Origin of the sequence: Pseudomonas sp. SJZ079 (genome assembly GCF_007993865.1) — a bacterium.
GTDB lineage: Bacteria > Pseudomonadota > Gammaproteobacteria > Pseudomonadales > Pseudomonadaceae > Aquipseudomonas.
The window spans coordinates 1-25,197 of sequence record NZ_VIUH01000021.1 but is presented as its reverse complement, the minus strand read 5'-3'; the positions used below and the strand labels follow the sequence as shown (position 1 = coordinate 25,197).

At 64.3% G+C, this 25,197-nt stretch carries 20 protein-coding genes and 2 pseudogenes; 12 read left to right on the top strand and 10 right to left on the bottom strand.

The genetic code is table 11. The features are described from left to right. Window positions 1–169: 169 nt before the first annotated feature. The 8 genes from fusA to FBY03_RS17405 all read right to left on the bottom strand — a co-directional run bounded on the left by fusA (window position 170) and on the right by FBY03_RS17405 (window position 7,570). On the bottom strand, window positions 170–2,215 hold the full coding sequence (gene fusA / locus FBY03_RS17430) for an elongation factor G (RefSeq protein WP_147173629.1): 2,046 nt from the start codon (window positions 2,213–2,215) through the stop codon (window positions 170–172). A 148-nt stretch (window positions 2,216–2,363) separates the two neighbouring features. After that, window positions 2,364–2,702 (bottom strand): cytochrome c, encoded by a 339-nt coding sequence (locus FBY03_RS17425; RefSeq protein ID WP_218570795.1) that lies wholly within the window; start codon window positions 2,700–2,702, stop codon window positions 2,364–2,366. Continuing rightward, on the bottom strand, window positions 2,695–3,507 hold the full coding sequence (locus tag FBY03_RS17420) for a molybdopterin-dependent oxidoreductase (protein WP_218570794.1): 813 nt from the start codon (window positions 3,505–3,507) through the stop codon (window positions 2,695–2,697). The genes FBY03_RS17425 and FBY03_RS17420 overlap by 8 nt, the downstream gene beginning before the upstream one ends. Then, on the bottom strand, window positions 3,488–3,706 hold the full coding sequence (locus FBY03_RS23125; RefSeq protein WP_218570793.1) for a hypothetical protein: 219 nt from the start codon (window positions 3,704–3,706) through the stop codon (window positions 3,488–3,490). Before FBY03_RS23125 ends, FBY03_RS17420 begins: the two co-directional genes overlap by 20 nt. 2 nt (window positions 3,707–3,708) lie before the next feature. After that, window positions 3,709–3,861 carry a hypothetical protein gene (locus FBY03_RS23120; RefSeq protein ID WP_218570792.1) on the bottom strand — a complete coding sequence of 51 codons (153 nt, stop codon included), beginning with the start codon at window positions 3,859–3,861 and terminating at the stop codon, window positions 3,709–3,711. Window positions 3,862–4,094: 233 nt separating this feature from the next. Then, window positions 4,095–4,694: a pyridoxal 5'-phosphate synthase gene (locus FBY03_RS17415; RefSeq protein ID WP_147173627.1), complete on the bottom strand. Its 600-nt coding sequence runs from the start codon at window positions 4,692–4,694 to the stop codon at window positions 4,095–4,097. 91 nt (window positions 4,695–4,785) lie between these two features. Further along, window positions 4,786–6,252, bottom strand: a complete 1,467-nt coding sequence (locus FBY03_RS17410; protein ID WP_147173626.1) for a multicopper oxidase domain-containing protein — start codon at window positions 6,250–6,252, stop codon at window positions 4,786–4,788. Window positions 6,253–6,526: 274 nt separating this feature from the next. After that, complete coding sequence (locus tag FBY03_RS17405; RefSeq protein WP_147173625.1) at window positions 6,527–7,570, bottom strand: low specificity L-threonine aldolase; 1,044 nt, start codon at window positions 7,568–7,570, stop codon at window positions 6,527–6,529. Between the two features lie 361 nt (window positions 7,571–7,931). Between FBY03_RS17405 and FBY03_RS17400 the strand changes: the two genes are divergently transcribed. The 5 genes and pseudogenes from FBY03_RS17400 to FBY03_RS23545 all read left to right on the top strand — a co-directional run bounded on the left by FBY03_RS17400 (window position 7,932) and on the right by FBY03_RS23545 (window position 14,501). Further along, complete coding sequence (locus FBY03_RS17400; protein WP_147173624.1) at window positions 7,932–8,936, top strand: GlxA family transcriptional regulator; 1,005 nt, start codon at window positions 7,932–7,934, stop codon at window positions 8,934–8,936. Window positions 8,937–9,181: 245 nt separating this feature from the next. Continuing rightward, a complete protein-coding gene (locus tag FBY03_RS17395) occupies window positions 9,182–10,393 on the top strand; it encodes a M24 family metallopeptidase (protein ID WP_147173623.1) in 1,212 nt (403 codons plus the stop codon). A gap of 642 nt (window positions 10,394–11,035) precedes the next feature. Beyond that, window positions 11,036–12,490, top strand: a complete 1,455-nt coding sequence (locus FBY03_RS17390; protein ID WP_147173622.1) for a sodium:solute symporter — start codon at window positions 11,036–11,038, stop codon at window positions 12,488–12,490. Window positions 12,491–12,614: 124 nt separating this feature from the next. Then, window positions 12,615–13,646 (top strand): annotated as a pseudogene (locus FBY03_RS23550) (cache domain-containing protein); the annotation flags it as partial. Between the two features lie 27 nt (window positions 13,647–13,673). Next, window positions 13,674–14,501 carry a methyl-accepting chemotaxis protein gene (locus FBY03_RS23545; RefSeq protein WP_371920789.1) on the top strand — a complete coding sequence of 276 codons (828 nt, stop codon included), beginning with the start codon at window positions 13,674–13,676 and terminating at the stop codon, window positions 14,499–14,501. A gap of 105 nt (window positions 14,502–14,606) precedes the next feature. Here FBY03_RS23545 and FBY03_RS17380 read toward each other — a convergent pair whose 3' ends face one another. Beyond that, on the bottom strand, window positions 14,607–15,623 hold the full coding sequence (locus FBY03_RS17380; protein WP_147173620.1) for a GlxA family transcriptional regulator: 1,017 nt from the start codon (window positions 15,621–15,623) through the stop codon (window positions 14,607–14,609). A 505-nt stretch (window positions 15,624–16,128) separates the two neighbouring features. Here FBY03_RS17380 and glyA point away from each other — a divergent pair. From glyA to fdhA, 7 genes are all read left to right on the top strand, one after another. Further along, the gene (gene glyA / locus FBY03_RS17375) at window positions 16,129–17,382 is read left to right on the top strand and encodes a serine hydroxymethyltransferase (RefSeq protein WP_147173619.1); all 1,254 of its coding nucleotides are present in this window, start codon (window positions 16,129–16,131) and stop codon (window positions 17,380–17,382) included. Window positions 17,383–17,415: 33 nt separating this feature from the next. Continuing rightward, on the top strand, window positions 17,416–18,666 hold the full coding sequence (locus FBY03_RS17370) for a sarcosine oxidase subunit beta family protein (protein WP_147173618.1): 1,251 nt from the start codon (window positions 17,416–17,418) through the stop codon (window positions 18,664–18,666). A 15-nt stretch (window positions 18,667–18,681) separates the two neighbouring features. Continuing rightward, window positions 18,682–19,011: a sarcosine oxidase subunit delta gene (locus FBY03_RS17365; RefSeq protein ID WP_025163301.1), complete on the top strand. Its 330-nt coding sequence runs from the start codon at window positions 18,682–18,684 to the stop codon at window positions 19,009–19,011. Continuing rightward, complete coding sequence (locus FBY03_RS17360) at window positions 19,008–22,025, top strand: sarcosine oxidase subunit alpha (protein ID WP_147173617.1); 3,018 nt, start codon at window positions 19,008–19,010, stop codon at window positions 22,023–22,025. The genes FBY03_RS17365 and FBY03_RS17360 overlap by 4 nt, the downstream gene beginning before the upstream one ends. 86 nt (window positions 22,026–22,111) lie before the next feature. Then, window positions 22,112–22,741: a sarcosine oxidase subunit gamma gene (locus tag FBY03_RS17355; protein ID WP_147173616.1), complete on the top strand. Its 630-nt coding sequence runs from the start codon at window positions 22,112–22,114 to the stop codon at window positions 22,739–22,741. A 75-nt stretch (window positions 22,742–22,816) separates the two neighbouring features. Further along, window positions 22,817–23,680, top strand: a complete 864-nt coding sequence (purU, locus tag FBY03_RS17350; protein ID WP_147173615.1) for a formyltetrahydrofolate deformylase — start codon at window positions 22,817–22,819, stop codon at window positions 23,678–23,680. A gap of 143 nt (window positions 23,681–23,823) precedes the next feature. Further along, window positions 23,824–25,023: a formaldehyde dehydrogenase, glutathione-independent gene (fdhA, locus tag FBY03_RS17345; protein ID WP_147173614.1), complete on the top strand. Its 1,200-nt coding sequence runs from the start codon at window positions 23,824–23,826 to the stop codon at window positions 25,021–25,023. Window positions 25,024–25,106: 83 nt separating this feature from the next. Here fdhA and FBY03_RS17340 read toward each other — a convergent pair. After that, a pseudogene (locus FBY03_RS17340) lies at window positions 25,107–25,197 on the bottom strand (ISL3 family transposase); the annotation flags it as partial.

Genomic DNA, 25,197 nt, shown 5'->3' with positions numbered 1-25,197 from the left:
CAGCGCTGGAAAATGCTTCGCGGTTTTCCAGCCCCCGCCTGCTTGATGGCTGTGTCGGCTGGGCAACCGGTACTCGCCCACCCGCCTCGGCGATTGACCACAATGGCTCGCCAGTGCCTTTCGCCTATGCCAGCGGAATACCGCGCGAAGTACCCGGCCCGGCACTGCTTCAATCCTCCTCCTGCACCGCCTTGTAAGCCCCGGCCAGGCGCTGCTGCACCTCCGCAGGTACGGCGCTGTAATGGCTGTGCTGCAGGCTGAAGCCGCCCTGGCCGGCGGTGATCGATTTGAGTCGGCCGCCGTAGTCGTCCAGCTCGGCCATGGGCACCTGGCCATGGATCAGCACCATGCCCTGGGCCAGCGACTCGCTGCCGAGCACCTGGCCGCGGCGGCCGGTGAGGTCGCTGGTGATGTCGCCGAGTTTGCCTTCGGGGGTGCTGATGTCGATGTTGGCAATCGGCTCCAGGACGATAGCGCCGGCCGCCTGCAGGGCGTCGAGCATGGCCTTGCGCCCGGCGGCCTGGAAGGCGATGTCCTTGGAGTCGACCGAGTGGCTCTTGCCGTCATACACCGTGACCTGCAGGTCTTCGACCGGAAAGCCGGCCAGCGGGCCGCGTTGCAGCACCGAACGCACGCCTTTCTCCACCGAAGGGATGAACTGCGAGGGGATCACCCCGCCTTTTACCGTGTCGACAAAGCTGAAGCCGCTGCCACGCGGCAGGGGTTCGACCCGCAGGAACACCTCGCCGAACTGGCCGGCACCGCCACTCTGCTTCTTGTGCCGGCAGTGGCCCTCGGCCGTGCGGGTGATGGTCTCGCGGTAGGGTATGCGCGGGGGCTGGGTCTGTACCTCGAGCTTGTAGCTGCTGGTCAGGCGGTCGAGCAGGTAGCGCAGGTGCAGTTCGCCCATGCCGCGCAGCACGGTCTCCTGGGTGTCGGCCTGGTAATCGAGCTTGACGCAGGGGTCTTCGGCCAGCAGGCGGTGCAGCACCTCGGCGATGCGCTGCTCGTCGCCGCGGCGCTTGGCCTCGATGGCCAGGCCCTGCATCGGCTCGGGGAAGGCCAGCGGTTTGAGGTGGATCTGGTCCTCGTCATGCGAGTCGTGCAGCACCGCGTCGAACTCGATCTCCTCGACCTTGCTCACGGCGCCGAAATCGCCGGGGATCAGTTGGCTCACCTCGTCGTAGCGCTTGCCCTGTAGACGCAGCAGGTGGCCGACCTTGAACGGTTTCTTGGCATCGCCGACCAACAGCTGCATCTCGCGCTGCAGGGTGCCCTGGTGTACGCGGAAGATGCCGAGCTTGCCGACGAAGGGGTCGATCATCACCTTGAACACATGGGCCAGCACATGTTGCTGCGGGTCGGGGATCGAGCGGAAGGGCTTGGCCGTCGCGCCTTCGCCCTTGAAGAACAGCGGCGGATTGCCCTCGCTCGGGTTGGGCGCCAGCCGCGCGAGAATATCCAGCAGTTCGCCGACCCCGGCGCCGCTGCGCGCCGAGACGAAGCACAGCGGAATCAGATGGCCCTCGCGCAACGCGCGTTCGAAGGGCGCGTGCAAGTGGCTGGGGTCGATCTCGCCTTGCTCCAGGTAGCGCGCCATCAGCACTTCGTCGACTTCGACCACCTGATCGATCAACGCCTGGTGCGCCTCGGCCACCGAGGCGAAGTCGCTGTCGCCGCTGGGCTTGAAGAAGCAGTCGACCACCCGGCTGGCGCCGTCGCTGGGCAGGTTGATCGGCAGCACCTGCTTGCCGAACGCCTCGCGCAGGTCGGCGAGCAGGGCGGGCAGGTCGACCCGTTCGGCGTCGATCTTGTTCACCACCAGCAGTCGGCACAGCCCACGTTCGCCGGCCAGGGCCATCATCCTTCGGGTGTTCAGCTCGATGCCGCTCTGCGCGTTGACCACCACCAGCGCGGTTTCCACCGCCGCCAGGGCGGCGATGGTCTGGCCGATGAAGTCCGGGTAGCCGGGGGTGTCGATCAGGTTGAGCTCGGCACCGGCGTGGCTGCAATGGGCCAGCGCCGAGGTCAGCGAGTGGCGGTATTCGCGCTCCAGCGGGTCGCAGTCGCAGACCGTGTCGCCACGCTCCAGCGAGCCCATGCTGGCGATGGCGCCGCTGCGTTGCAGCAGGGCTTCGATCAGCGTGGTCTTGCCGCTATCGGCCTGCCCGACCAGGGCAATCGTGCGTATGGCGTCGACCGTATAGTTGGCCATGGCATCCTCCCAACCCAGAGTGCTTTGAGTATAGGCAGGCAGAACTGGATGCTGCGCAACAGGCGTTGGCGCGCGGACTGGTTTGCAAGAGGTCATCGAGACGGGGCCGTCTCGATGACTGCGGGTTTACGCCCCGGCGCTGGTGGTGTTATTGCGCGGTTACCTGGGACACGTAGTGGGCCACAGCCTCTATCTGCTCGGCGCTGAGCAATGCCTCAAAAGCCGGCATCACCCCGACGCCGCCGCGTACCGCGGCCATGACTCGTTCCGGGGTCGGCTTGAGCTGATCCAGGTCGGGGCCAATGGCGCCACTGGCCCCGGCATCCTGCAGGCTGTGGCACAGGCTGCAGGAGGGTTGCGCCTGCTCGGTGAACACCTTGCGCCCCAGCTGGTAGCGGGTGTCATCGGTCGCCGCGTCAGCTGCTTGAACCGTGCCGAACAGGCTGCTCAGGGCTAGGCCCAGCGCCAGCCCCGAGGCTTTAGACAATCGACATGCTGACACCGTGATCCCTCCAACCGTTGTGGCCATAGCCACGTTCATTTGCCAGCCCCTCTTGCGGCTGGATGTTGCCCTCGACATCGGTCGCCCGACTCACCAGGCTGTAGTTGCCCGGCTTGAGGTCGACGAAGAGCACGAAGGGGCGCCAGGCATACTGGCCCAGGCTCGGGCCGACGAAGGCTGCCGCCTGCCAGCGCTTGCCGCCATCCAGCGAGACCTCGACGCCTTTCACCTCCTTGGCGCCGCCGAAGGCCACGCCCTGAATGCGCACGCGTCCGGCCTTGGCCTGCTCGAGTGGCTGGGTGATCCACGACTTGACGTTCATCTCCCACATCGACGGCTGATCCGGTGCGCCGCCCTGGCCAACCGGGCGGATGCGGTAGCCCGAGGCCTGGATAGCGGCGTCGGTCTGTTCGGCGGTGAAGGCCACCTGTTTGACGTATTTGACGTTATTCACCCCGTAGTAACCCGGTATCACCAGGCGCAGCGGGCCACCATGGGCCAGCGGCAGCGGTTCGCCGTTCAGCTCCCAGGCAAGGATGGCCTGGTCCAGAGCGCCCAGGGGCACCGAACGTTCGACCATCAGGCTCTTCGGGTCGAGGCCGGCCGGCAGTTCTTCGCCGCCGGTGCTGGTCATGTACGCCAGGCCGTCGACTATGCCGCCAAGGGCCTCGACCACGGCTTTGACCGGTACGCCGCTCCAGAATACGCAGCCGGCCGCGCCGGTCTCCCATTGGGTGCCACTGGCTTCATGCGCGAAGAGTGCCCGGCCGTTACCTGAGCACTGCAACACGCTGGCTCTTGAGTTCGCCGAGGCTGATGTTGCGTGGGTTTTTCACGCCCTGGAAGGCGACCGTCCAGGCATCGCGATCGGCAACGATGGACGGCGGTGGTGGCGGTAGATTGTTGCGGATGAACAGCTGCTCGTTGGACGTCACGATGCTGGTGCCGATGGCGTCGCGTTTGGTTTCCAGGGTGTTGGCGCTGTGCACGATCAGCGCCTCGGGGTCTTCCAGTTGACATAGTCCGGCAGGGCCATCTCGGCGACCAGGCTCAGCGGGCTGAGGCCGAGCAGGCTGCTCGAGGCGAGCGCCACGGTGCTGCCCAGCAGTACCTGACGGCGCCGCGGATCAAAGTTATCGCTCATGCTATTTCTCCCTTAGTAAGCGAGTGGCGCGGCACGGGATCGACTCCTGCTTCGCGCAAACTTAGGTCGTGAAGGCTGCGACGAACAGCTGCGCAACCCAGGCGAGCGGGCACAACACCGCTTCCCGCCGGTGCTCCCGAGGTACGGCTTTGCACTATCCAGGCGCGTTGCACCGTGTGAATAGAGCCAACACCGCTCGGCGTACGGCTCCAGAGAGCGTTAAGTGCAGTCGCTCAGGGGTTGAGCGCTTCGCGCAGCCACTGGCCGTCTGCATCTTTGTGGTAGCGGGTCCGCTCGCGCATGCGCTGCCAGCCGGTTGGCCAGAACTCGATGCGGTCGGGCTGAATGCGGAAGGCGCACCAATCGGGATTCCTCGGCACCGGTTCGAAGCCCAGGTCGTGCTCGAACTGGCGCGCCTCCCGGCGCAGTACCGGCTTCTTCGGGGCGGGCGCGCCTTGCTCGGATGCCCAGGCGGCCAGCTGCGCCACGCGGGCGCGCTTGTGCCAGTAGAAGTCGGAGGTTTCGCTGGACTGCAGAACCGCATCGCCTTCGATGATCGCCTGCTCCTGCAGCACCGGCCAGAACAGGCACAGCGCCGCACGAGGGTTGTCGATCAACTGACGACCCTTGCCGCTGTGCCGGTTGGCGAAGAACAGCAGGCCTTCAGCTTCTACGGCGACGATATAGACCGTGCGCACGGAGGGGCGGGCCTGGCTGTCCGCCGTGGCGAGTGCCGCCGCATGGGGTTCGGGCATGGCCCGCGCGCCGGCTTCGTCGATCAGCCGTTGCAGCTGTTCCAGTGCCTGTTGGTAAAGCGCTTCGCTGCTCTTCATGTTCGGTGAGCCTCGCTAGACGGTCAGGGTGGCGCAACCTGAAGTTCTCCACGCTGGGGCGCTGCGTAACAGCCGGGCGCACAAGGCGCGGTCAGTGTTGCGCGGGTGCCGCTGGGCGGGTTGTGGGCTGTGCATCAAGCCAATGAAAGTACTTGAGGTACTGCTGAATCTGCGTGTCGCTGAGGTTCTGGTTGGGCATTGGCAGGTTGCCGTACTCTTTCAGCATAGCTTTGGCTGGCGCGTCGTCTGCGAGCATTTTTTCCGGCTCCTCGAGCCAGCGCGTGAGCCATAGATCGCTATGGCGGCTGGTCACGTCGGCGAGGTCGGGGCCGAGTTTGCGCCCGCCGCCGATCGAGTGGCAGGCCAGGCATTTGCTCTCGAAATCGAGCTTGCCGGCCACGGCATCCGGCTCGCTCGGGGTGGCCGAGGCGGGCAGGTTGTGGTGTTCGAGGTCTTTGCTGTCGAAGTTGGCTTCGCTGGAGATGAGTCCGATGGCGCCCTGGGACGCGTTGGCGAAGTGGTGGTCGACCATGATGTAGGAGCCGGCCTCGGGAATGATGAACTCCACGGTGGCGCTGTTGGATGAACCGAGCAGTACCGTTTGCGCGCCGCGCAACTGATTGTCCGGGTTACCCTCGAGCCAGACCCGGTCGAAGATGGTGCCGACCACGTGAAAGCTGGAGGTCTTGCTCGGGCCGACGTTGAGTACATGCAGGCGCACCCGCTCGCCGGGTTTGGCAGGCAGCGGTCGGGCCACCATGCCGTTATGCGTGCCGTTGAACACCGTATGGTTCGGTTGCGCGGCACGCAGCCGCTCGCCGTCGAGCACGTACAGCGGCGCGCCATCGACCTTGCGCTGGGCCGGGTCGGGCTTGAGGTAGAACTCGCTCTGCACGATCACGTACTCGCGGTCAGCCTGGGTGGGATAGCCGGCACGCGGCTCGACGATCAATGCGCCGTACATGCCCGAGGCGATGTGTTCGAGGATCATCGGCGTGCCGCAGTGGTACATGAAGATGCCCGGGTAGTTGAGGCTGAACTCGAACTCGATGGTCTGCCCCGGGGCGATCGAGCGGTACTTATCCTGCGGCGAGACCATGGCGGCGTGGAAGTCCATCGAGTGCATCATCGGCGCGGCGGTGATCTGCGCGGCGGGCACCGGCTCGTCGCTGCGGTTGGTCATGCTGAACTTGATCCGGTCGCCGACCCGCGCGCGGATGGTCGGGCCGGGCACCTGGTCGCCGAAAGTCCAGGCACTGAAGTGCACCCCGGGGGCGATCTCGATGACTTTGTGCGTGGCGTCGAGGCGCACGGTCTTCACCGCTGCCGGGTCCAGCGGATGCAGCACCGGGCCGAAGCTGAGCGCATCACCCAGGGCAAAAGGTCCGCTATGGCGTTCGCCACCGACAGTTGCCGGGGCGGGCGCGAGATCCATCAGGCGGGTGTCGTAAGGATCGGCGGGGGCTGGCGCGCTGAGGGCGCTGGGCGCCCAACTGCTGACGAACAGTGCGGCTGCGAGTGAACAGACGAGCCTTGGAACGGACTGTGTGGCGGACATGAGTCACCTCCTTCGCTCGGGCGAGCAAGGGGTGCGCGCCCCACGGGATTGAGCTTCACGTTAGGCGCTTGGCGGCTTCGGGGTATTGATCTGAATCAACAGCGGTTGCGCAGGCTCTGGCAGGTGCAAGGGCAGGGGGCATGGCAGGAGCCGGCGTTCGCCTGAGCGGCGAACCTCGGCCGGTACTGCGAGTACGACTGGGCTTGGCACACCGGCGTTGTGCTCGAGCGCCCAGAGCCGACGTGGCGGGCGCTCGTATGTCGGCAGGCTGAGGTCAGCTGGCGTGCATCACCTGGCGAATATCCGCCGCCAGCTCCCTGACCCGCTCTTCCTGGGTATCCCAGGAGCACATGAAGCGCGCGCCGCCGGCGCCGATGAAGGTGTAGAAGCGCCAGCCCTTGTTGCGCAGGGCTTCCAGGGCCGGTTCGGACATCTGCAGGAACACCCCGTTGGCCTCGACCGGGAACATCAGGCTGATGCCTGGCACGTCGTTGACCAGCTCGGCGAGCAACTGGGCGCAGCGGTTGGCGTGGTTGGCGTAGAACAGCCAGGCGTCGTTCTGCAGCAGGCCGACCCAGGGCGCGGACAGGTAGCGCATTTTCGAGGCCAGCTGGCCGGCCTGCTTGCAGCGGTAGTCGAAGTCCTCGGCCAGGGCCTTGTTGAAGAACAGGATCGCCTCGCCCACCGCCATGCCGTTCTTGGTGCCGCCGAAGCACAGCACGTCGACCCCGGCCTTCCAGGTCAGTTCGGCCGGCGTGCAGTCGAGGAAGGCGCAGGCGTTGGAGAAGCGCGCGCCGTCCATGTGCAGGTTGAGGCCCAGTTCGCGGCAGGTCTCGCTGATCGCGCGGATTTCCTCGGGGCGGTAGGCGGTGCCGACTTCGGTGGCCTGGGTGAGGGTGACCACCCGCGCTTTCGGGAAGTGAATGTCCTGGCGTTTGCCGGCGATCTCGCGGATCGCCGTCGGGGTCAGTTTGCCGTTCTCGGTCTTGGCCAGCAGCAGCTTGGAGCCGTTGGAGAAGAACTCCGGGGCGCCGCACTCGTCGGTCTCGACGTGGGCGGTCTCCGAGCAGATCACACTGTGGTAGCTCTGGCACAGCGCGGCCAGGGCCAGGGAGTTGGCCGCGGTGCCGTTGAAGGCGAAGAACACCTCGCAATCGGTCTCGAACAACTGGCGAAAGTGGTCGGCGGCGCGCGCGGTCCACTGGTCTTCGCCGTAGGCGCGGTCGTGGCCGTGATTGGCCTCGGCCATGGCGGCCCAGGCTTCCGGGCAGATGCCGGAGTAGTTGTCGCTGGCGAATTGTTGGGTCTGGTCGGTCATCTCGAAGTCCTTCTGGCCGTGCGCCTGGTGGCCCGGAGCTGGGCAGGCGTATAGGGCGATTACTTTACGACAGGATTGACGACGAATTTCCGTCCGAGGCGAGATCTTTTCGCTGATCGTTCATACGCGCATTGCTCACGGCTGGGGCACGAGGCCGAATGGGGCGGGGCCAGCGAGCAGAACCAATGGGCTGCGGTGGCCGGGTACATTTCCGGGTCGGCGTTAGACAGTTTTGGCCGCGCGCTTCGGCAGACAATCATCCTCGCAAAGCGCCCAACGTCTTCGTCGGGTGAACCAACTGTCTAGTGCGCGCTGGCCCGCTCAGGTCTCGGCGCCAAGCCCTGACCGAGGAGAGGCAAGCATGTCTGCTTTCGAGGCCCTGCAGCCGCCAGCCGAGCATGTACTGGAGTCGATTGGCTTGCTGCTGGTCGACCATTTCAGCCTGATCGCTCTGGCGGCGGTCACCGAGCCCCTGCGCCTGGCCAACCAGCTTTCGGGGCGCACCCTCTATCGCTGGCAGACCCTGACCCTGGGCGGTCGCCCGGTGCGCGCCAGCAATGGCCTGCTGGTGACCCCGGATGGCGCCGCCCAGGGGGCGTTCGCGCTGGATGCGCTGCTGCTCTGCGGCGGCGAGGGTGGTCAGTATCGTTGCGATCCGGAGCAGAGCCGTTGGCTACAGAGCCAGGCAAACCAGGGCGTTCATCTGGGTGCACTGGGCTCCGGCAGCTGGCTGCTGGCGCAAGCCGGTTTGCTCGACGGCTACGCTTGCAGCGTGAGCTGGGAATACCGGGTGGACCTGCGCGAGGCGTTCCCCGGGGTCGCCAGCAGCCCGGAGGCTTACGTGCTCGACCGCGGCCGTTATACCGCCGTCGGCGGTACCGCGGGTTTGCAGATGATGTTGCAGCTGATCGGCCGCACCCATGGCCCGCAGTTGCTCGCGGCGATCCGTGACACCCTGGGTTATCAGGGGCTGCACGTCGAAGCGGCGCCGCAGTTGCCGTTGCATCAGGCACTGGGCTGCACGCAGCCGAAGTTGCAGGAGGCGCTGGTGCTGATGGAGAACAACCTGGAGGAACCGCTGGAGCTCGACGTCCTGGCCAGTTTCATCGAGTTGTCGCGGCGTCAGCTGGAGCGCCTGTTTCGCGAGTACCTGTGCTGCTCGCCGTCGCGTTACTACCTGAAACTGCGTCTGATCCGCGCCCGCCAGCTGCTCAAGCAGACCGCGCTGCCGGTCGTCGACGTGGCTGCCGGCTGCGGCTTTCGCTCGTCGCCGAACTTTTCCAAATGCTACCGCGAGTATTTCGGCATCGCGCCGCGTAGTGAGCGCTTGAACAGGCCGCGTCTGTGCCTGGCCGCGCTGCACTGATCCCAGCGTCAACAGCCCAGACACCACCTTCAGGCCCGACCGTGTGGCAGCACGGCTCGGGCCTCTTTTTGTCGCTGATTCCGAGGGTGTTCAGGCTGGTTTGGCGGCTGTTGCAGGGGGAGCGGATATGACCAACTTTAGGTCGGAATCGTACAAAAATTGAGCGTCGGCATCTGGTGCAATGGATTCCAACGACCCACCAAGCCGGTGTGTCGAGTCACTGGAAAACAACAAGGGTTCCCGCCATGCAAATGCCCCAGACGCTCCGGATCCAAAACGGCCAGAAAGTAAAATCGACCTTCTCGGCGCAGGAATACGCCACTCGCCAGGCCAAGCTGCGCGCCCACATGGCGGCAGAAAACATCGACGCGGCGATCTTCACCTCCTATCACAACGTCAACTATTACACCGACTTCGTCTACTGCGCCTTCGGTCGTCCCTATGCCGCGGTAGTGACCCAGGACGCGGTCGTGACCATCACTGCCAATATCGACGGTGGCCAGCCGTGGCGCCGTACTGTCGGCACCGACAACATCGTTTACTCCGACTGGCAGCGCGATAACTTCTTTGTCGCCATCCAGCAGGCTGTGCCTAAAGCCGGGCGTATCGGTATCGAGTTCGACCATCTGAACCTGCAAAACCGCGACAAACTGGCCGCGCGTTATCCGTCCGCCGAACTGGTCGACGTCGCCGCTCCTTGCATGAAGATGCGCCTGGTCAAGTCCGCCGAAGAGCATACGATCATCCGTCACGGCGCGCGTATCGCCGACATCGGCGGTGCAGCGGTGGTTGAAGCCCTGCGTGATCAGGTACCTGAGTACGAAGTAGCGCTGCACGCCACTCAGGCGATGGTCCGCGAAATCGCGCGCACCTTCCCCGAAGGCGAGCTGATGGACACCTGGACCTGGTTCCAGTCCGGCATCAACACCGACGGCGCGCACAACCCTGTGACCAGCCGCAAGGTGAACAAGGGCGACATCCTCAGCCTGAACTGCTTCCCGATGATCGCCGGTTACTACACCGCGCTGGAACGCACCCTGTTCCTCGACCATTGCTCCGACGAGCACCTGCGTCTGTGGCAGGTCAACGTCGAAGTGCATGAAGCCGGTCTCAAGCTGATCAAGCCGGGCATGCGTTGCAGCGATATCGCCCACGAGCTGAACGAGATCTTCCTGCAGCACGACCTGCTGCAATACCGCACCTTCGGCTACGGCCACTCGTTCGGCACCCTGAGCCACTACTACGGTCGCGAGGCCGGCCTGGAACTGCGCGAGGACATCGACACAGTGCTCGAGCCGGGCATGGTGGTGTCCATCGAGCCGATGATCATGCTGCCGGAAGGGCGTCCGGGCGCGGGCGGTTACCGCGAACACGACATCCTGATCGTCAACGAGCAGGGTGCGGAGAACATCACCAAGTTCCCGTACGGCCCAGAGCACAACATCATCCGCAAGTAATCCCAGCCGCTGCCGTGCCCTCCACGCAGGGTGCGGCACTCCACCGTTGCTCACTTCAGGCCGTTTGGCCAGGAGGCAGTCAGGTGAAAACGTTCAAGCAGCTTTCCCAGTGGATAGCTTCCCCACCAGTCGGGGTGCTGTGCCTGCCCGTACCGGGCATGGTGCACCGCCGCGCGACAAACATTCCCAGCCCGCTACATGGCGCGGCGATTTTCTCTTCTGCGTCACTGGCAGCCAGCCGCGTTGCTCGGCTTGCGGCTGGTCGGTTTAGCGCTGATGCGCCGGTGCCGAACGCCGTGGTCGCCGTTCAGGCTGTGCCCAGCCGCTCAGCCCGGGCGATGCGCGGGTTGACCCACATAGTGGAGGGCCATCACCGCGGAATGCCCTGAACCGATGCAACCGCTGCGTGGGCTGACTGCCGAGGTAGCGGGGTAGCTGACGGTTTCTCGGGGATATCGCCCCAAGCCGTTCGCTGCCGAGATAGCGCTTATTAAAACTACAATTACAACAAGAGGCTTTGATTATGAACTCCTGGGTACTCACCACCTTCATCGCGCTAAACATCGCCATGCTCCTGATCGCGGCCGGAACCTATCTGTGCCGTTCCGCCAAAGAAAACGCCGGACAGACGGAGTAAGCGCCATGGACTTCTATGAATGGTTCAACTGGGGTCTGCTGATCGTCACTTTTGCGGTCATGATCGGGATCGGCTTTCTCTCCTCACGCAAAGTCAAAGACAGCGACGAGGGTGGCTTTTTGCTCGCCGGGCGCAGTCTCGGCGCCTTCGTCGGAGCCAGCACCATCGTCGCCACCGGCTTCAGTGGCTGGGGCTTCATGGGCTCACCGGCGGTGGCTTACGAGTTCGGCGCCATCGAGTTGCTGGGCAACTTCTTCTTCGCCCCGGCGATGATGATCGCGGTGCTGTTCTTCGCCAATCACATGCAGAAACGCGCGCTGACCATGGGCAGCAACACCATCCCCGAGTACATCGGCCAGATTCATGGCGGTGGTAACGGCGGGCGTCTGTTGCAGGGTGTGGCGGCGGTGATGACCATCATCCTGCTGATGGTGTTCCTGGTCAGCCAGATCAAGGCGGTCGGCATCCTCGGCGCCTCCTGGTTGAACATCGAGATGACCAGCAGCGCCTGGTTGATGATCTCGGTGATCATCCTCTACACCATGCTCGGCGGCCTGGCCGCAGTGGCCTGGACCGACACCGTGATGGTCTGCGGCATGGCATTGGCGGCGATCGTGATCATGATCCAGATGTTCACCAGCGTCGATCTGGGCCTCTGGCACACCACCCTCAACAGCATCGACCCGAACCTGCTCAACCCGGCCACCGCGGCGCCCTATGGCAACAGCAAGGCTTCGGTATTCCTGGTGCTGCCTTATGCCTTCCTGTTCGCCGCAGTGCTGCCATACATGGCGATTCGCTTCCTGGCCTTCAAGCCCAAGGTGAAGATGCACAAGGTCGGTGTGTATGTGGCGATTCTCGGCGCGTTGCTCAGCCTGATCCCGATCGTCGGCCTGTACATGCGCGCCTTCGGCCCGCAATTGGCCGACCCGGACAATGCCATGCCGATGTACCTGCAGACCTTCATGCATCCGGCGCTGCAGGGCCTGATCACCCTGTTTATCATCTTTGCCATGAAGTCCACCGCCAACTCGATGCTACACACCGTGGCCTCGGCGACCTCGCATGACCTGCGCCTGGCACTGAACAAGCACGCCAAAGTGGACTCGGCGCATGCGCTGACCATCAACCGCGTGGCCGTGGTGGCGCTGGGCCTGTTGGGCCTGCTGATGATGATGTATGCGCCGCCGTTCATGCTCTCCTGGCTGGGCATTCTCGGCTCCGGCACCCTGCTGGCGGCGATGATCGGTCCGGTGTTCATCTCGACCTTCTGGCAGGGCAACGTGACCGGCGCCCTGGTGGCGATGCTGGTCGGCTTCTTCACCAGCGGTGGTCTGCTGCTGACCACCGATGTCGGCTGGGTCGAAGGGCCGCTGATTGGCTGTCTGGCTTCGTCCTTCTGCTATGTGACGGTGTCTGTGTTCACCCGCGTTCGAGTACCAGCGGTGCAGCGCGGCTAATCAGTCTGCGCGGATAAACAGAGCCACGGACTCGAGGGAGTCCGTGGCTCTTTGCTGTGCGAATGGCCGTCCGCGCGCAACGCCGGACGGAAACGGGTTTAGCGTCATCGGGAATTCAAACGCGATGAAAATAAGTAATAAAGTTGGAATGGTGGCCGCCCTGGTTCTGGTCATCAGCAGTGGTCTGCTGTCACTGCTGCAAATCGGCCAGATTCGCGAGACATTGCGCGAGCAGGCGCAGGCGAGCATTGCCGAGTCGAGCCAGGCGCTGGCTCGGCAGATCGAAAATTGGTTGAACGGTAAGTTGCAGTTGATCGACCTGGCTGCGCAGCAGGTAGACCGCAACTTCGGCGACGAACAGATTCAGCAATTGTTCGCCGACCCTGTTCTGGGAGCGCAGTTTCTCTCGATGTTCGGCGGTCTGGAGGCTACGGGCGGCCAGGCCATCACCAACGACCCCACGTGGCACCCCGCGGCCGATTGGGATGCCCGCCAGCGGCCTTGGTATCCTCAGGCCAAGGCGGCATCCCATGCCGTGTTGACCGAGCCCTACGCGGTGGCCAGCAGCGGCGACATCCTGATCTCTGCGGTGGCGAAGTTCAGTGATCGGGGCCAGTTCAAGGGCGCCTTCGGCGGTGACATCAGCCTCAAGAGCATCGCCGAGTCGATCAATACCTTTAGCTTCAATGGTGCCGGCTATGCATTCCTGCTCGCGGGCAACGGTCAGATCATCTCGCACCCCAACGGCGAACTGAACGGTAAAGCCCTGGGTGACCTGTTCGGTGGTCAGAGCCCGGCCCTGGTGCCGGCGCTCAGCGCGGTTCGGGCAGATGGCCAGGACCTGCTGGTGTCCTTTATCCCGTTGAGCAACCTTGGTGGCATGAGCTGGTATATCGGCGTGGTACTCGATGAAGCCAAGGTCATGGCTGAAGCGAACGCCCTCAGTTGGCGTGCGGCGGCTGGTACCGCCATCGGCGTGATGCTGACGCTGCTGGTGCTCGGTGTACTGATGCGGCGCCTGTTGCGGCCGCTGTTGCAGCTGAGGACTTCGCTGCGCGAGGTCAACGGTGGTCAGGGTGATCTGACCCAGCGCCTGCCGATCCAGGGCAACGATGAAATCGCCCAGGTCGGCGAGGAGTTCAACCGCTTTCTGCACAGCCTGCAGGCATTGATTGGCGAGGTGATGAGCAGCTCCCTGCAGGTTCGCGCCAGCAGCCGCGATACCTCCAGCGAAGCCAGTCAAACCGCCAGCCGCCTGCAGCAGCAATTGCAGGAGCTGGATCAACTGGCCACCGCCATGCAGGAGATGGCCAGTACCGCGGAGGACGTCGCGTGCAATGCCCAGGCCGCGGCCCAGGCGGCCAGCGCCGCCAGTGAGGCCACCGAGACTGGCGTCAACCTGGTCTCGCAGTCCAGTGCGGCGATCAAACGCCTGGCCGCTGACATGGACGACACCAGCCAGGCGGTCAACGAACTGGCCAGGCTCAGTGCCAATATCGAGTCGATCCTCGCGGTGATCACCAGCATCGCCGAGCAGACCAATCTGCTCGCGCTCAACGCCGCTATCGAGGCGGCCCGCGCCGGTGAGTCCGGGCGGGGGTTTGCCGTGGTGGCCGATGAGGTGCGTTCGCTGGCCTCGCGCACCCAACATTCCACCCAGGAAATCCGTCAGATGATCGACCAGTTGCAGAACGGGGTGAAACAGGTCGAGTCGCGCATGCAGCAGAACCGCGACAGCGCCAGCCAGACAGCCGACGACGCCAGCGCCGCCAACGACATGCTGGCGCGCATCCGCGAGTCGATCGGCCGGATCAACGAGATGAACCTGCAGATCGCGACTGCCGCCGAACAGCAAAGCGCCACCAGCGAAGAGATCAACCGCAACACCACCAACATCCGCGATATCAGCGATGCCGTGGCCGGCGGTGCCGAGCAGCAGGTACGTCAGTGCGCGGCGATGGTCGAGCAGGTGGGGCGGCAGGATCGTTTGTTGGGGCAGTTCAAGGTGTGAGCCTGAGCCAGATGGCTTGGCTCGCCGCCCCATCTGGCTTCGAAGCACGCCGGCATGGGGAGCCTGTGCCTCGGTGCAACGTCGCCGCGCAGGCTCCGTTCGGCTTTAGCTGAGCGCGCTCTGCTGGCGCTCGCCGCGTGGCGAGTGGCCGAAAAAGCGGCTGTAGCACTTGGAAAAATGCGCCGGCGAGGCGAAGCCGCAGGACAGGGCGATGTCGCGCACCTGCGAGTCGCTGCGCAGCAGCAGTTCGCGCGCCCGGTTCAGGCGCAGCTCCAGGTAGTACTGGCTGGGCGTGCGCTGCAGGTATTTGTGGAACAGCCGTTCGAGCTGACGCACGGTGACCTCGTTGAGCTGGGCGATTTCCTCCAGCTCCAGCGGCTCTTCCAGATTGGCCTCCATCAGGCCGACGACCTGGCTCAACTTAGGCTGCGAGTGCCCGAGCTTCTGCCGCAGTGGCACGCGTTGCTGTTCGCGGGCGCCGCGCATGCGGTCGCAGAGCAGCAGCTCGGCGGCGCGGGTGGCGATCTCCACGCCATTCGGTTCACGGGCGATCAGTTGCAGGGTCATGTCCATCGACGCCGTACCGCCGGAGCAGGTGTAGCGGTCGCGATCCAGCTCGAACAGCTGGTTGGAGATGATGATTCCCGGAAACTTGTCTTTCAGTTGCTCGATGTCTTCCCAGTGGATGGTGCAGCGGTAGCCCTTGAGCAGGTTGGCGCAGGCCAGCAGGTAACTGCCGGTGCAGATCCCGCCCAGGGGGATCTGCTCATGCGCCAGGTCGCGCAGCCAGTTGAGCATCACCCGGTCGTTTTTCGGGTTGATTGGGTTGGAGCCGACCACGAACAGCGCATCCAGCTTGGGCGCGTCGGCAATCGTGTGGTCGGGCAGCACGCGCATGCCGTTGCTGGCGCGCACCGGCTGTTCATCGGCGGCGATCACCAGGGTTTTATACAGCGTCTGCTTGGCCACCAGGTTGGCCATGCGCAGGCTTTCGACCGCCGAGGCGAAACCGATGGTGGTGAAGTCGGGAATCAGCAGGAAACCAAAGGTCTTCACCGGCGTTGCCTGAGGTGGGCTGTGCGGTTTGGCAACGGGAGCCGCCGGCGGGTGTGCAACTGCCATCTTGATCTTCCTCCACTGCTTCCGCTTGTCGCTTTTAGCGCGTATGGCGCGGACTAAGGCGCAAGGTAGTCGTGTTTCTAATAGTTGTTCTATCCGCTCGCGACGGGCGCGCGCTGAGCACCAGTCTACTCCCATGCAAAGCCCACGGCAGCGGGGCCTGCATCGTCTGCGGGGTTGCCAGGGTAGTGAGGCGGCGCGGAGAAAGGAAGGACGAGTGAATGGATAAGTCGTGGCGTGGATCTTTCCAGCGGGGTTAGGTTGGTTTGGGCATTTTAACGTCGTAAACAGGCATACGGCGGCTACGGGTATTTCGCACAATCGATTGCAACAGGCTCAGTCCGAGGGACCCGAGCCGGTAGCGTCATCCCTTCGCCGCAAACCGCAGTCAGCGACCCGCGGAGATGCCACCAGGCAACGAGGGGACGACCGGCCCGCCCAGCTCAGTTCGAGCCAGGGGCGGCCCCAAACAACACAGGCAACATCAGGTTGCCGCAGGAGATCAGCGATGTTCAGCAAACAAGACCAAATTAAAGGCTATGACGACGAACTGTTGGCGGCGATGGATGCCGAAGAAGCGCGTCAGGAGCATCACATCGAGCTGATCGCCTCGGAGAACTACACCAGCCAGCGGGTAATGGAAGCTCAGGGCAGCGGCCTGACCAACAAGTACGCCGAAGGCTATCCGGGCAAGCGTTATTACGGTGGTTGCGAGCACGTCGACGTGGTCGAGCAACTGGCCATCGATCGCGCCAAGCAACTGTTCGGCGCCGATTTCGCCAACGTGCAGCCGCACTCCGGCTCCTCGGCCAACAGCGCCGTATACCTGGCGCTGATCAACGCCGGCGACACCATCCTGGGTATGAGCCTGGCCCACGGCGGCCACCTGACCCACGGTTCCAAGGTCAGCTCGTCCGGCAAGCTGTACAACGCCGTGCAGTACGGCATCGACACCACCACCGGCTTGATCGATTACGACGAAGTCGAGCGCCTGGCCGTCGAGCACCAGCCGAAGATGATCGTCGCCGGTTTCTCCGCCTACTCCAAGACCCTGGATTTCCCGCGCTTCCGCGCCATCGCCGACAAGGTCGGGGCGCTGCTGTTCGTCGACATGGCCCACGTCGCCGGCCTGGTTGCCGCTGGCCTGTACCCCAACCCGCTGCCTTACGCCGACGTGGTCACCACCACCACCCACAAGACCCTGCGCGGTCCGCGTGGCGGCCTGATCCTGGCCAAGAGCAATCCCGAGATCGAGAAGAAGCTCAACGCCGCGGTGTTCCCCGGCGCCCAGGGCGGCCCGCTGATGCACGTGATCGCCGCCAAGGCCGTGTGCTTCAAGGAAGCGCTGGAGCCAGGCTTCAAGGAGTACCAGGCGCAGGTGATCAAGAATGCCCAGGCCATGGCCAAGGTGTTCATCGATCGCGGCTTCGACGTGGTCTCCGGCGGTACCGATAACCACCTGTTCCTGGTCAGCCTGATCCGTCAGGGCCTGACTGGCAAAGACGCCGACGCCGCCCTCGGCCGCGCCGGTATCACGGTGAACAAGAACTCCGTACCCAACGACCCGCAGTCGCCGTTCGTCACCTCGGGCCTGCGCATCGGTACCCCGGCGATCACCACCCGCGGTTTCAAGGAGCAGCAGAGCATCGAGCTGGCTGGCTGGATCTGCGACATCCTCGATCACCTCGGCGATGCCGACGTCGAGGCGCAGGTCGCCACCCTGGCAGCCGGTCTGTGCGCGGATTATCCGGTTTACCGCTAAGGTCTTAGTCTTTCGTATCAGGAGTATCCACTGATGCAACGTTATTCCGGCTTCGGCCTGTTCAAGCACTCGCTCAGCCACAACGAAAACTGGCAGCGCATGTGGCGCAACCCCAAGCCGAAGCCGGTCTACGACGTGATCATCGTCGGCGGTGGCGGCCACGGTCTGGCCACGGCCTACTACCTGGCCAAAGAATTCGGCGTGAAGAACGTCGCGGTGGTCGAGAAGGGCTGGCTGGGCGGCGGTAATACCGCGCGCAACACCACCATCGTGCGTTCCAACTACCTGTGGGACGAGTCGGCGATGCTCTACGAGCACGCCATGAAGCTGTGGGAAGGCCTGTCGCAGGACATCAACTACAACGTGATGTTCTCCCAGCGCGGGGTGTTCAACCTCGGTCACACCCTGCAGGACATGCGCGACATCGAGCGCCGGGTGAGTGCCAACCGGCTCAACGGTATCGACGGCGAGGTGCTCAATGCCAAGCAGGTCGAGGAACTGATCCCGTTCATGGATTGCAGCAAGAACACCCGTTACCCGGTGATGGGCGCTTCCCTGCAGCGTCGCGGTGGCGTGGCCCGTCACGATGCCGTGGCCTGGGGCTATGCCCGCGCCGCCGACGCCCTGGGCGTCGACCTGATCCAGCAGACCGAAGTGACCGGCTTCCGCAAGGAAAACGGTGTGGTCATCGGCGTGGAAACCAACAAGGGCTTCATCGGCGGCAAGCGCGTCGGTGTGGTCACCGCCGGTAACTCCGGGCACATGGCCAAACTGGCCGGCTTCCGCATGCCGATCGAGTCGCACCCGCTGCAGGCGCTGGTGTCCGAGCCGATCAAGCCGATCATCGACAGCGTGATCATGTCCAACGCGGTACACGGCTATATCAGCCAGTCGGACAAGGGTGACCTGGTCATCGGTGCCGGTATCGACGGTTACGTCGGTTACGGTCAGCGCGGCTCCTACCCGACCATCGAGCACACCCTGCAGGCGATCGTCGAGCTGTTCCCGGTGCTCTCGCGCGTGCGCATGAACCGGCAGTGGGGCGGCATCGTCGACACCACGCCGGATGCTTGCCCGATCATCAGCAAGACCCCGGTGCAGAACCTGTTCTTCAACTGCGGTTGGGGTACCGGTGGTTTCAAGGCCACCCCGGGTTCCGGTCACGTGTTCGCCGCCAGCCTGGCCAAAGGCGAAATGCATGAACTGGCCAAACCCTTCGCCATGGACCGTTTCTACAACGGTGCCCTGATCGACGAGCACGGCGCCGCCGGCGTCGCCCACTAACAGGAGAAATCCGACATGCTGAACATCTTCTGTCCCCATTGTGGCGAGCTGCGCTCCGAAGAGGAATTCCACTCGGCCGGCCAGGCGCACATCCCGCGCCCGCTGGACCCGAATGCCTGCACCGATGCGGAGTGGGGCGAGTACCTGTTCTTCCGCGACAACCCGCGCGGTATTCACCACGAGCTGTGGATTCACGCGGCCGGTTGCCGGCAGTACTTCAATGCCACGCGCGACACCATCAGCTACGAAATTTTCGAAACCTACAAGATTGGCGAAAAGCCGAGCGTGACCGCTAAGCCGAACAGTGCGAAGCAGCCCAGCCGTGCGGCAGGAGAAAAGGCATGAGTCAGATCAATCGCCTGAGCAAGGGTGGCCGGATCAACCGCAACCAGCCTTTGACCTTCACCTTCAACGGTGAAAGCTTTCAGGGTTTCAGCGGCGACACCCTGGCCGCCGCGTTGCTGGCCAACGGCGTCGACGTCGTCGGCCGCAGCTTCAAGTACTCGCGGCCGCGCGGCATCGTTGCCGCCGGCGCCGAAGAACCGAACGCGGTGCTGCAGATCGGCGCCAGCGAAGCGACCCAGATCCCCAACGTGCGCGCCACCCAGCAGGCCCTGTACAGCGGCCTGGTGGCCAACAGCGTGAATGGCTGGCCGAGCGTCAACAATGACCTGATGGGCATTCTCGGCAAGGTCGGCGGCGGCATGATGGCGCCGGGCTTCTACTACAAGACCTTCATGTACCCGCAGAACCTCTGGCTGACCTACGAGAAGTACATCCGTAAGGCTGCTGGTCTGGGCCGCGCGCCGAAGGAAAACGATCCGGACAGCTACGACTACCTGAACCAGCACTGCGACGTGCTGGTGGTCGGTGGCGGTGCCGCCGGTCTGGCCGCCGCATTGGCTGCGGGCCGTAGCGGTGCGCGGGTGATCCTCGCCGATGAGCAGGAAGAGTTCGGCGGTCATCTGCTCGACAGCCGCGAAAGCCTCGACGGCAAGCCGGCCGCCGACTGGGTGGCCAAGGCCATCGGCGAACTGCAGAAGATGCCGGAAGTGACCCTGTTGCCGCGCTCGACCGTGCACGGTTATCACGACCACAACTTCCTCACCATCCACGAGCGTCGCACCGATCACCTCGGTGATGCTGCACCGATGGGCGAGGTGCGTCAGCGCCTGCACCGTGTACGCGCCAAGCGTGTGGTGCTGGCCGCCGGCGCCCACGAGCGTCCGCTGGTCTACGGCAACAACGACGTGCCCGGCAACATGCTGGCCGGCGCGGTGTCCACCTACGTACGCCGTTACGGCGTGGCCCCCGGCAAGCAGCTGGTGCTGTCGACCACCAACGATTACGCCTACCGCGTAGCGCTGGACTGTCTGGAAGCCGGGATCAAGGTGGTCGCCATCGCCGACGCCCGTTCCAATCCCAAGGGCGCCTGGGTCGAGGAAGCACGGGCCAAGGGCCTGCGCGTCCTGACCGGCAGTGCGGTGATCGAAGTACGTGGCAGCAAGCGCGTCAGCGCGGCGCGCGTCGCGGCGATCGATCCGCAGGCGCATAAAGTCACCAGCCCCGGCGAATGGCTGGAGTGCGACCTGGTCGCCAGCTCCGGCGGTTACAGCCCGGTGGTGCACCTGGCCTCGCACCTGGGCGGCAAGCCGACCTGGCGCGAAGACATCCTCGGTTTCGTGCCGGGTGAAGGTTTCCAGGCGCGCGTCTGCGCCGGTGCCATGAATGGCGTGTTCGCCCTCGGCGATGTACTGGCCGATGGCTTCGAAGCCGGCGTCAAGGCCGCCACCGAGGCGGGCTTCAAGCCGGTCGCGGGCGAGCTGCCGAAAGTCTTCGGCCGTCACGAAGAGCCGAGCATCGCGCTGTTCCAGGTGCCGCACGAGAAGCCGACCGCACGGGCGCCGAAGCAATTCGTCGACCAGCAGAACGACGTCACCGCGGCCGGTATCGAATTGGCCACCCGCGAGGGCTTCGAGTCGGTCGAGCACGTCAAGCGCTACACCGCGCTGGGCTTCGGTACCGATCAGGGCAAACTGGGCAACATCAACGGTCTGGCGATTGCCGCGCGTTCGATGGGCATCAGCATCCCGCAGATGGGCACCACCATGTTCCGTCCGAACTACACCCCGGTGACCTTCGGCGCCGTGGCCGGGCGCAACTGCGGTGCGTTGTTCGACCCGGTGCGCTACACCGCGCTGCACAGCTGGCACCTGAAAAATGGCGCCGAGTTCGAGGACGTCGGTCAGTGGAAGCGCCCCTGGTACTTCCCCAAGGCCGGTGAAGACATGCACGCCGCCGTCGGCCGCGAGTGCAAGGCGGTACGCGACAGCGTCGGCCTGCTCGATGCCTCGACCCTGGGCAAGATCGACATCCAGGGCCCGGATGCGCGCGAGTTCCTCAACCGCATTTACACCAACGCCTGGACCAAGCTGGACGTGGGCAAGGCCCGTTACGGCCTGATGTGCAAGGAAGACGGCATGGTCTTCGACGACGGCGTGACCGCCTGTCTGGCCGATAACCACTTCCTGATGACCACCACCACCGGCGGCGCCGCGCGCGTCATGCAGTGGATGGAAATCTATCACCAGACCGAATGGCCGGAACTCAAGGTGTACTTCACCTCGGTCACCGACCACTGGGCGACCATGACCCTGTCCGGCCCCAACAGCCGCAAGCTGCTGAGTGAGGTCACCGACATCGACCTGGACAAGGACGCCTTCCCGTTCATGACCTGGAAGGAAGGCAAGGTCGGCGGCGTGCCGGCGCGGGTGTTCCGCATCTCCTTCACCGGTGAGCTGTCGTACGAAGTCAACGTGCAGGCCGACTACGCCATGGGTGTGCTGGAAAAGATCGTCGCGGCAGGCAAGAAGTACAACCTGACCCCGTACGGCACCGAGACCATGCACGTGCTGCGGGCCGAGAAGGGCTTCATCATCGTCGGTCAGGAGACTGACGGTTCGGTGACCCCGGACGACCTCAACATGGGCTGGTGTGTCGGTCGCACCAAACCTTTCTCCTGGATCGGCTGGCGCGGGATGAACCGTGAAGACTGCGTCAAGGAAAACCGCAAGCAGCTGGTCGGCCTCAAGCCGGTCAACACCAGCGCGGTGCTGCCGGAAGGCGCACAGCTGGTGTTCGACGCCAAGCAGGCGATTCCGATGAGCATGGTCGGTCACGTGACCTCCAGCTACTACAGCACCAGCATGGGCTTCAGCTTTGCCCTGGCCCTGGTCAAGGGCGGCTTGAAGCGCATGGGCGAGAAGGTTTTCGCCCCGCTGGCAGACGGCACCCTGATCGAAGCCGAGATCGTCAGTTCGGTGTTCTTCGACCCGAAAGGCGAGCAGCAGAACGTCTGAGACCACGACCGCTCGCCAGGCCCCAGCAAGCTGGAGCCTGGCGAGCCACGAATTAGCGCTGACGTACCTACGACAGGCGGAACAACATGAGCACAGTAAACGTTTACAAGCAGCGCCCCGATGCGGCGCACGCCGAGTCCCCGCTGTTTCACGCCGGCCTGCATGAGCTGGTGGGCAAGGGCAAGAGCAGCGCGGGCGTCAGCCTGCGCGAGAGAAAACTGCTGGGTCACCTGACCCTGCGTGGCGATGGCCATGACGCCGCCTTTGCCGGCGCCGTGCACAAGGCCACTGGCCTGGAACTGCCGGGCGCGTTGGGCCTGGTGGTCAAGGGCGAGACCTCGCTGCAGTGGCTGGGCCCGGACGAGTGGCTGCTGATCGTGCCAAGCGGCGAAGAGTTCGCCGCCGAGAAGAGCCTGCGCGAAGCGCTGGCCGGTCAGCACCACCAGGTGGTCAACGTCAGCGGTGGGCAGACCATCCTCGAACTGACCGGGCCGAAAGTCCGCGAGATGCTGATGAAGTCGTCGACCTACGACGTGCATCCGCGCAACTTCCCCGTCGGCAAGGCGGTCGGCACTACCTTCGCCAAGACCCAGCTGGTGATCCGCCGCACCGGCGAAGAGACCTGGGAGCTGCTGGTGCGCCGCAGTTTCTCCGATTACATCTGGCTGTGGCTGCAGGATGCCAGCGCCGAATACGGCCTGGCGATCAAGGCCTGAGGCCACACCCTGTGGCAGCGGCTAAGGCCGCTGCCACAGTTGCCGGCAACGGCATAGACCACCGGGAGCTTCATCATGAGCCGCACCCCCGACACCTGGATTCTCACCGCCCACTGCCCGAGCGTGCTCGGCACCGTGGACGCGGTGACGCGCTTCCTGTTCGAGCAGAACTGCTACGTCACCGAGCATCACTCGTTCGATGATCGCCTGTCGGCGCGCTTCTTCATTCGCGTGGAGTTTCGCGTGGCCGAGGGTTTCGACGAGCAGGCCTTCCGCGCCGGTCTCGACGAACGCCTGTCGCCGTTCGACATGCGCACCGAGCTGACCCCGCCGGGCTACCGGGCCAAGGTGGTGCTGATGGTGTCCAAGGCCGACCATTGCCTGAACGACCTGCTCTATCGCCAGCGCATTGGCCATCTGGCCATGGACGTGGTGGCGGTGGTATCCAACCACCCGGACCTGGAGCCGTTGGCGAGCTGGCACAACATTCCCTATTACCATTTCCCCCTCGACCCCAACGACAAGCCGGCGCAAGAGCGCAAGGTGCTGCAGGTGATCGAGGACAGCGGCGCCGAACTGGTGGTGCTCGCCCGCTATATGCAGGTGCTGTCGCCCGAGCTGTGCCGCAAGCTGGACGGCCGGGCGATCAATATCCATCACTCGCTGCTACCCGGCTTCAAGGGTGCCAAGCCCTATCATCAGGCGTACCAGAAGGGCGTCAAGATGGTCGGCGCCACCGCCCACTACATCAACAACGATCTGGATGAGGGGCCGATCATCGCCCAGGGCGTGGAGTCGGTGGACCATGCCCATTATCCGGAAGACCTGATCGCCAAGGGCCGCGACATCGAGTGCCAGACCCTGGCCAAGGCGATCGGTTACCACCTCGAACGGCGGGTGTTCCTCAACGCCAATCGAACCGTGGTGCTGCACGCGTAGCACCAACCCGGTCGGTGAGGGCAGTAGCGCTCTGCCAATTGGCGCGCCTCGCCGGCTATAGCAACAGACGTATACAGCTCCAATGCAAGGCCGCGTGGCCGCTGGCTGCGCCTTTGTATTTCAACAACAAAGGAGAACAACGCATGTCTGGTAATCGTGGTGTCGTCTATCTCGGCGCAGGTAAGGTCGAGGTACAAAAAATTGACTATCCGAAAATGCAGGATCCGCGCGGCAAGAAGATCGAGCACGCGGTGATTCTGCGCGTGGTATCGACCAACATCTGTGGTTCGGACCAGCACATGGTGCGCGGCCGGACTACCGCACAAACCGGCCTGGTGCTGGGCCACGAGATCACCGGTGAAGTGATCGAGAAGGGTCGCGACGTCGAGAACCTGCAGATCGGCGATCTGGTCTCGGTGCCGTTCAACGTCGCCTGCGGCCGCTGCCGCAGCTGCAAGGAACAACACACCGGCGTCTGCCTGTCGGTCAACCCGGCCCGTCCCGGCGGCGCCTACGGCTACGTCGACATGGGCGACTGGACCGGTGGCCAGGCCGAGTACGCCATGGTGCCGTACGCCGACTTCAACCTGCTCAAGCTGCCGAATCGCGACAAGGCGATGGAGAAGATCCGCGACCTGACCTGCCTGTCCGACATCCTGCCGACCGGCTACCACGGTGCTGTCACCGCGGGCGTCGGTCCGGGCACCTCGGTGTACATCGCCGGTGCAGGTCCGGTCGGTCTGGCCGCTGCCGCCTCCGCGCGTCTGCTCGGCGCCGCCGTGGTCATCGTCGGTGACGTCAACCCGGTGCGCCTGGTGCATGCCAAGGCCCAGGGCTTCGAGATCGCCGACCTGTCGCTGGACATTCCGCTGCACGAACAGATTGCCGCCCTGCTGGGTGAGCCGGAAGTCGATTGCGCCATCGACGCGGTGGGCTTCGAAGCCCGCGGTCATGGTCACGAAGGCGTGCAGCACGAGGCTCCGGCCACCGTGCTCAACTCGCTGATGGGTGTGGTCCGGGTTGCCGGCAAGATCGGTATTCCCGGCCTGTACGTGACCGACGATCCAGGTGCGGTAGACGCGGCGGCGAAGAAGGGTGCACTGAGCATTCGCTTCGGCCTCGGCTGGGCCAAGTCGCACAGCTTCCACACCGGCCAGACCCCGGTGATGAAGTACAACCGCCAGCTGATGCAGGCAATCATGTGGGACCGCATCAACATCGCCGAAGTGGTGGGCGTACAGGTGATCAGCCTGGACGACGCGCCGAATGGCTACCACGAGTTCGACGCCGGCGTGCCGAAGAAATTCGTCATCGACCCGCACAAGCTGTTCAGCGCCGCTTGATGCACCTGATGCCTCCGCTGGCCTAATGCGGCGGAGGTAGCGTTACCCTCGATTGGGAGCCTTCGGGCTCCCTTTTTTATGGTTCATCGCGCTTTCCCGGGGAAGGCGGCCTTGATTTTCAGGAAGAAGTAGTCCGAGTCTCTGAAGCCATAGGCCATACGCTTGATCACCTTG

Excerpts from the sequence above, each read along its gene's own strand:
- fusA (WP_147173629.1), bottom strand. The coding sequence starts at position 2,215 with ATGGCCAACTATACGGTCGACGCCATACGCACGATTGCCCTGGTCGGG.
- FBY03_RS23120 (WP_218570792.1), bottom strand. The coding sequence starts at position 3,861 with ATGAGCGATAACTTTGATCCGCGGCGCCGTCAGGTACTGCTGGGCAGC.
- FBY03_RS17415 (WP_147173627.1), bottom strand. The coding sequence starts at position 4,694 with ATGAAGAGCAGCGAAGCGCTTTACCAACAGGCACTGGAACAGCTGCAA.
- FBY03_RS17410 (WP_147173626.1), bottom strand. The coding sequence starts at position 6,252 with ATGTCCGCCACACAGTCCGTTCCAAGGCTCGTCTGTTCACTCGCAGCC.
- FBY03_RS17405 (WP_147173625.1), bottom strand. The coding sequence starts at position 7,570 with ATGACCGACCAGACCCAACAATTCGCCAGCGACAACTACTCCGGCATC.
- FBY03_RS17400 (WP_147173624.1), top strand. The coding sequence starts at position 7,932 with ATGTCTGCTTTCGAGGCCCTGCAGCCGCCAGCCGAGCATGTACTGGAG.
- FBY03_RS17395 (WP_147173623.1), top strand. The coding sequence starts at position 9,182 with ATGCAAATGCCCCAGACGCTCCGGATCCAAAACGGCCAGAAAGTAAAA.
- FBY03_RS17390 (WP_147173622.1), top strand. The coding sequence starts at position 11,036 with ATGGACTTCTATGAATGGTTCAACTGGGGTCTGCTGATCGTCACTTTT.
- FBY03_RS23545 (WP_371920789.1), top strand. The coding sequence starts at position 13,674 with ATGAGCAGCTCCCTGCAGGTTCGCGCCAGCAGCCGCGATACCTCCAGC.
- FBY03_RS17380 (WP_147173620.1), bottom strand. The coding sequence starts at position 15,623 with ATGGCAGTTGCACACCCGCCGGCGGCTCCCGTTGCCAAACCGCACAGC.
- glyA (WP_147173619.1), top strand. The coding sequence starts at position 16,129 with ATGTTCAGCAAACAAGACCAAATTAAAGGCTATGACGACGAACTGTTG.
- FBY03_RS17370 (WP_147173618.1), top strand. The coding sequence starts at position 17,416 with ATGCAACGTTATTCCGGCTTCGGCCTGTTCAAGCACTCGCTCAGCCAC.
- FBY03_RS17365 (WP_025163301.1), top strand. The coding sequence starts at position 18,682 with ATGCTGAACATCTTCTGTCCCCATTGTGGCGAGCTGCGCTCCGAAGAG.
- FBY03_RS17360 (WP_147173617.1), top strand. The coding sequence starts at position 19,008 with ATGAGTCAGATCAATCGCCTGAGCAAGGGTGGCCGGATCAACCGCAAC.
- FBY03_RS17355 (WP_147173616.1), top strand. The coding sequence starts at position 22,112 with ATGAGCACAGTAAACGTTTACAAGCAGCGCCCCGATGCGGCGCACGCC.
- purU (WP_147173615.1), top strand. The coding sequence starts at position 22,817 with ATGAGCCGCACCCCCGACACCTGGATTCTCACCGCCCACTGCCCGAGC.
- fdhA (WP_147173614.1), top strand. The coding sequence starts at position 23,824 with ATGTCTGGTAATCGTGGTGTCGTCTATCTCGGCGCAGGTAAGGTCGAG.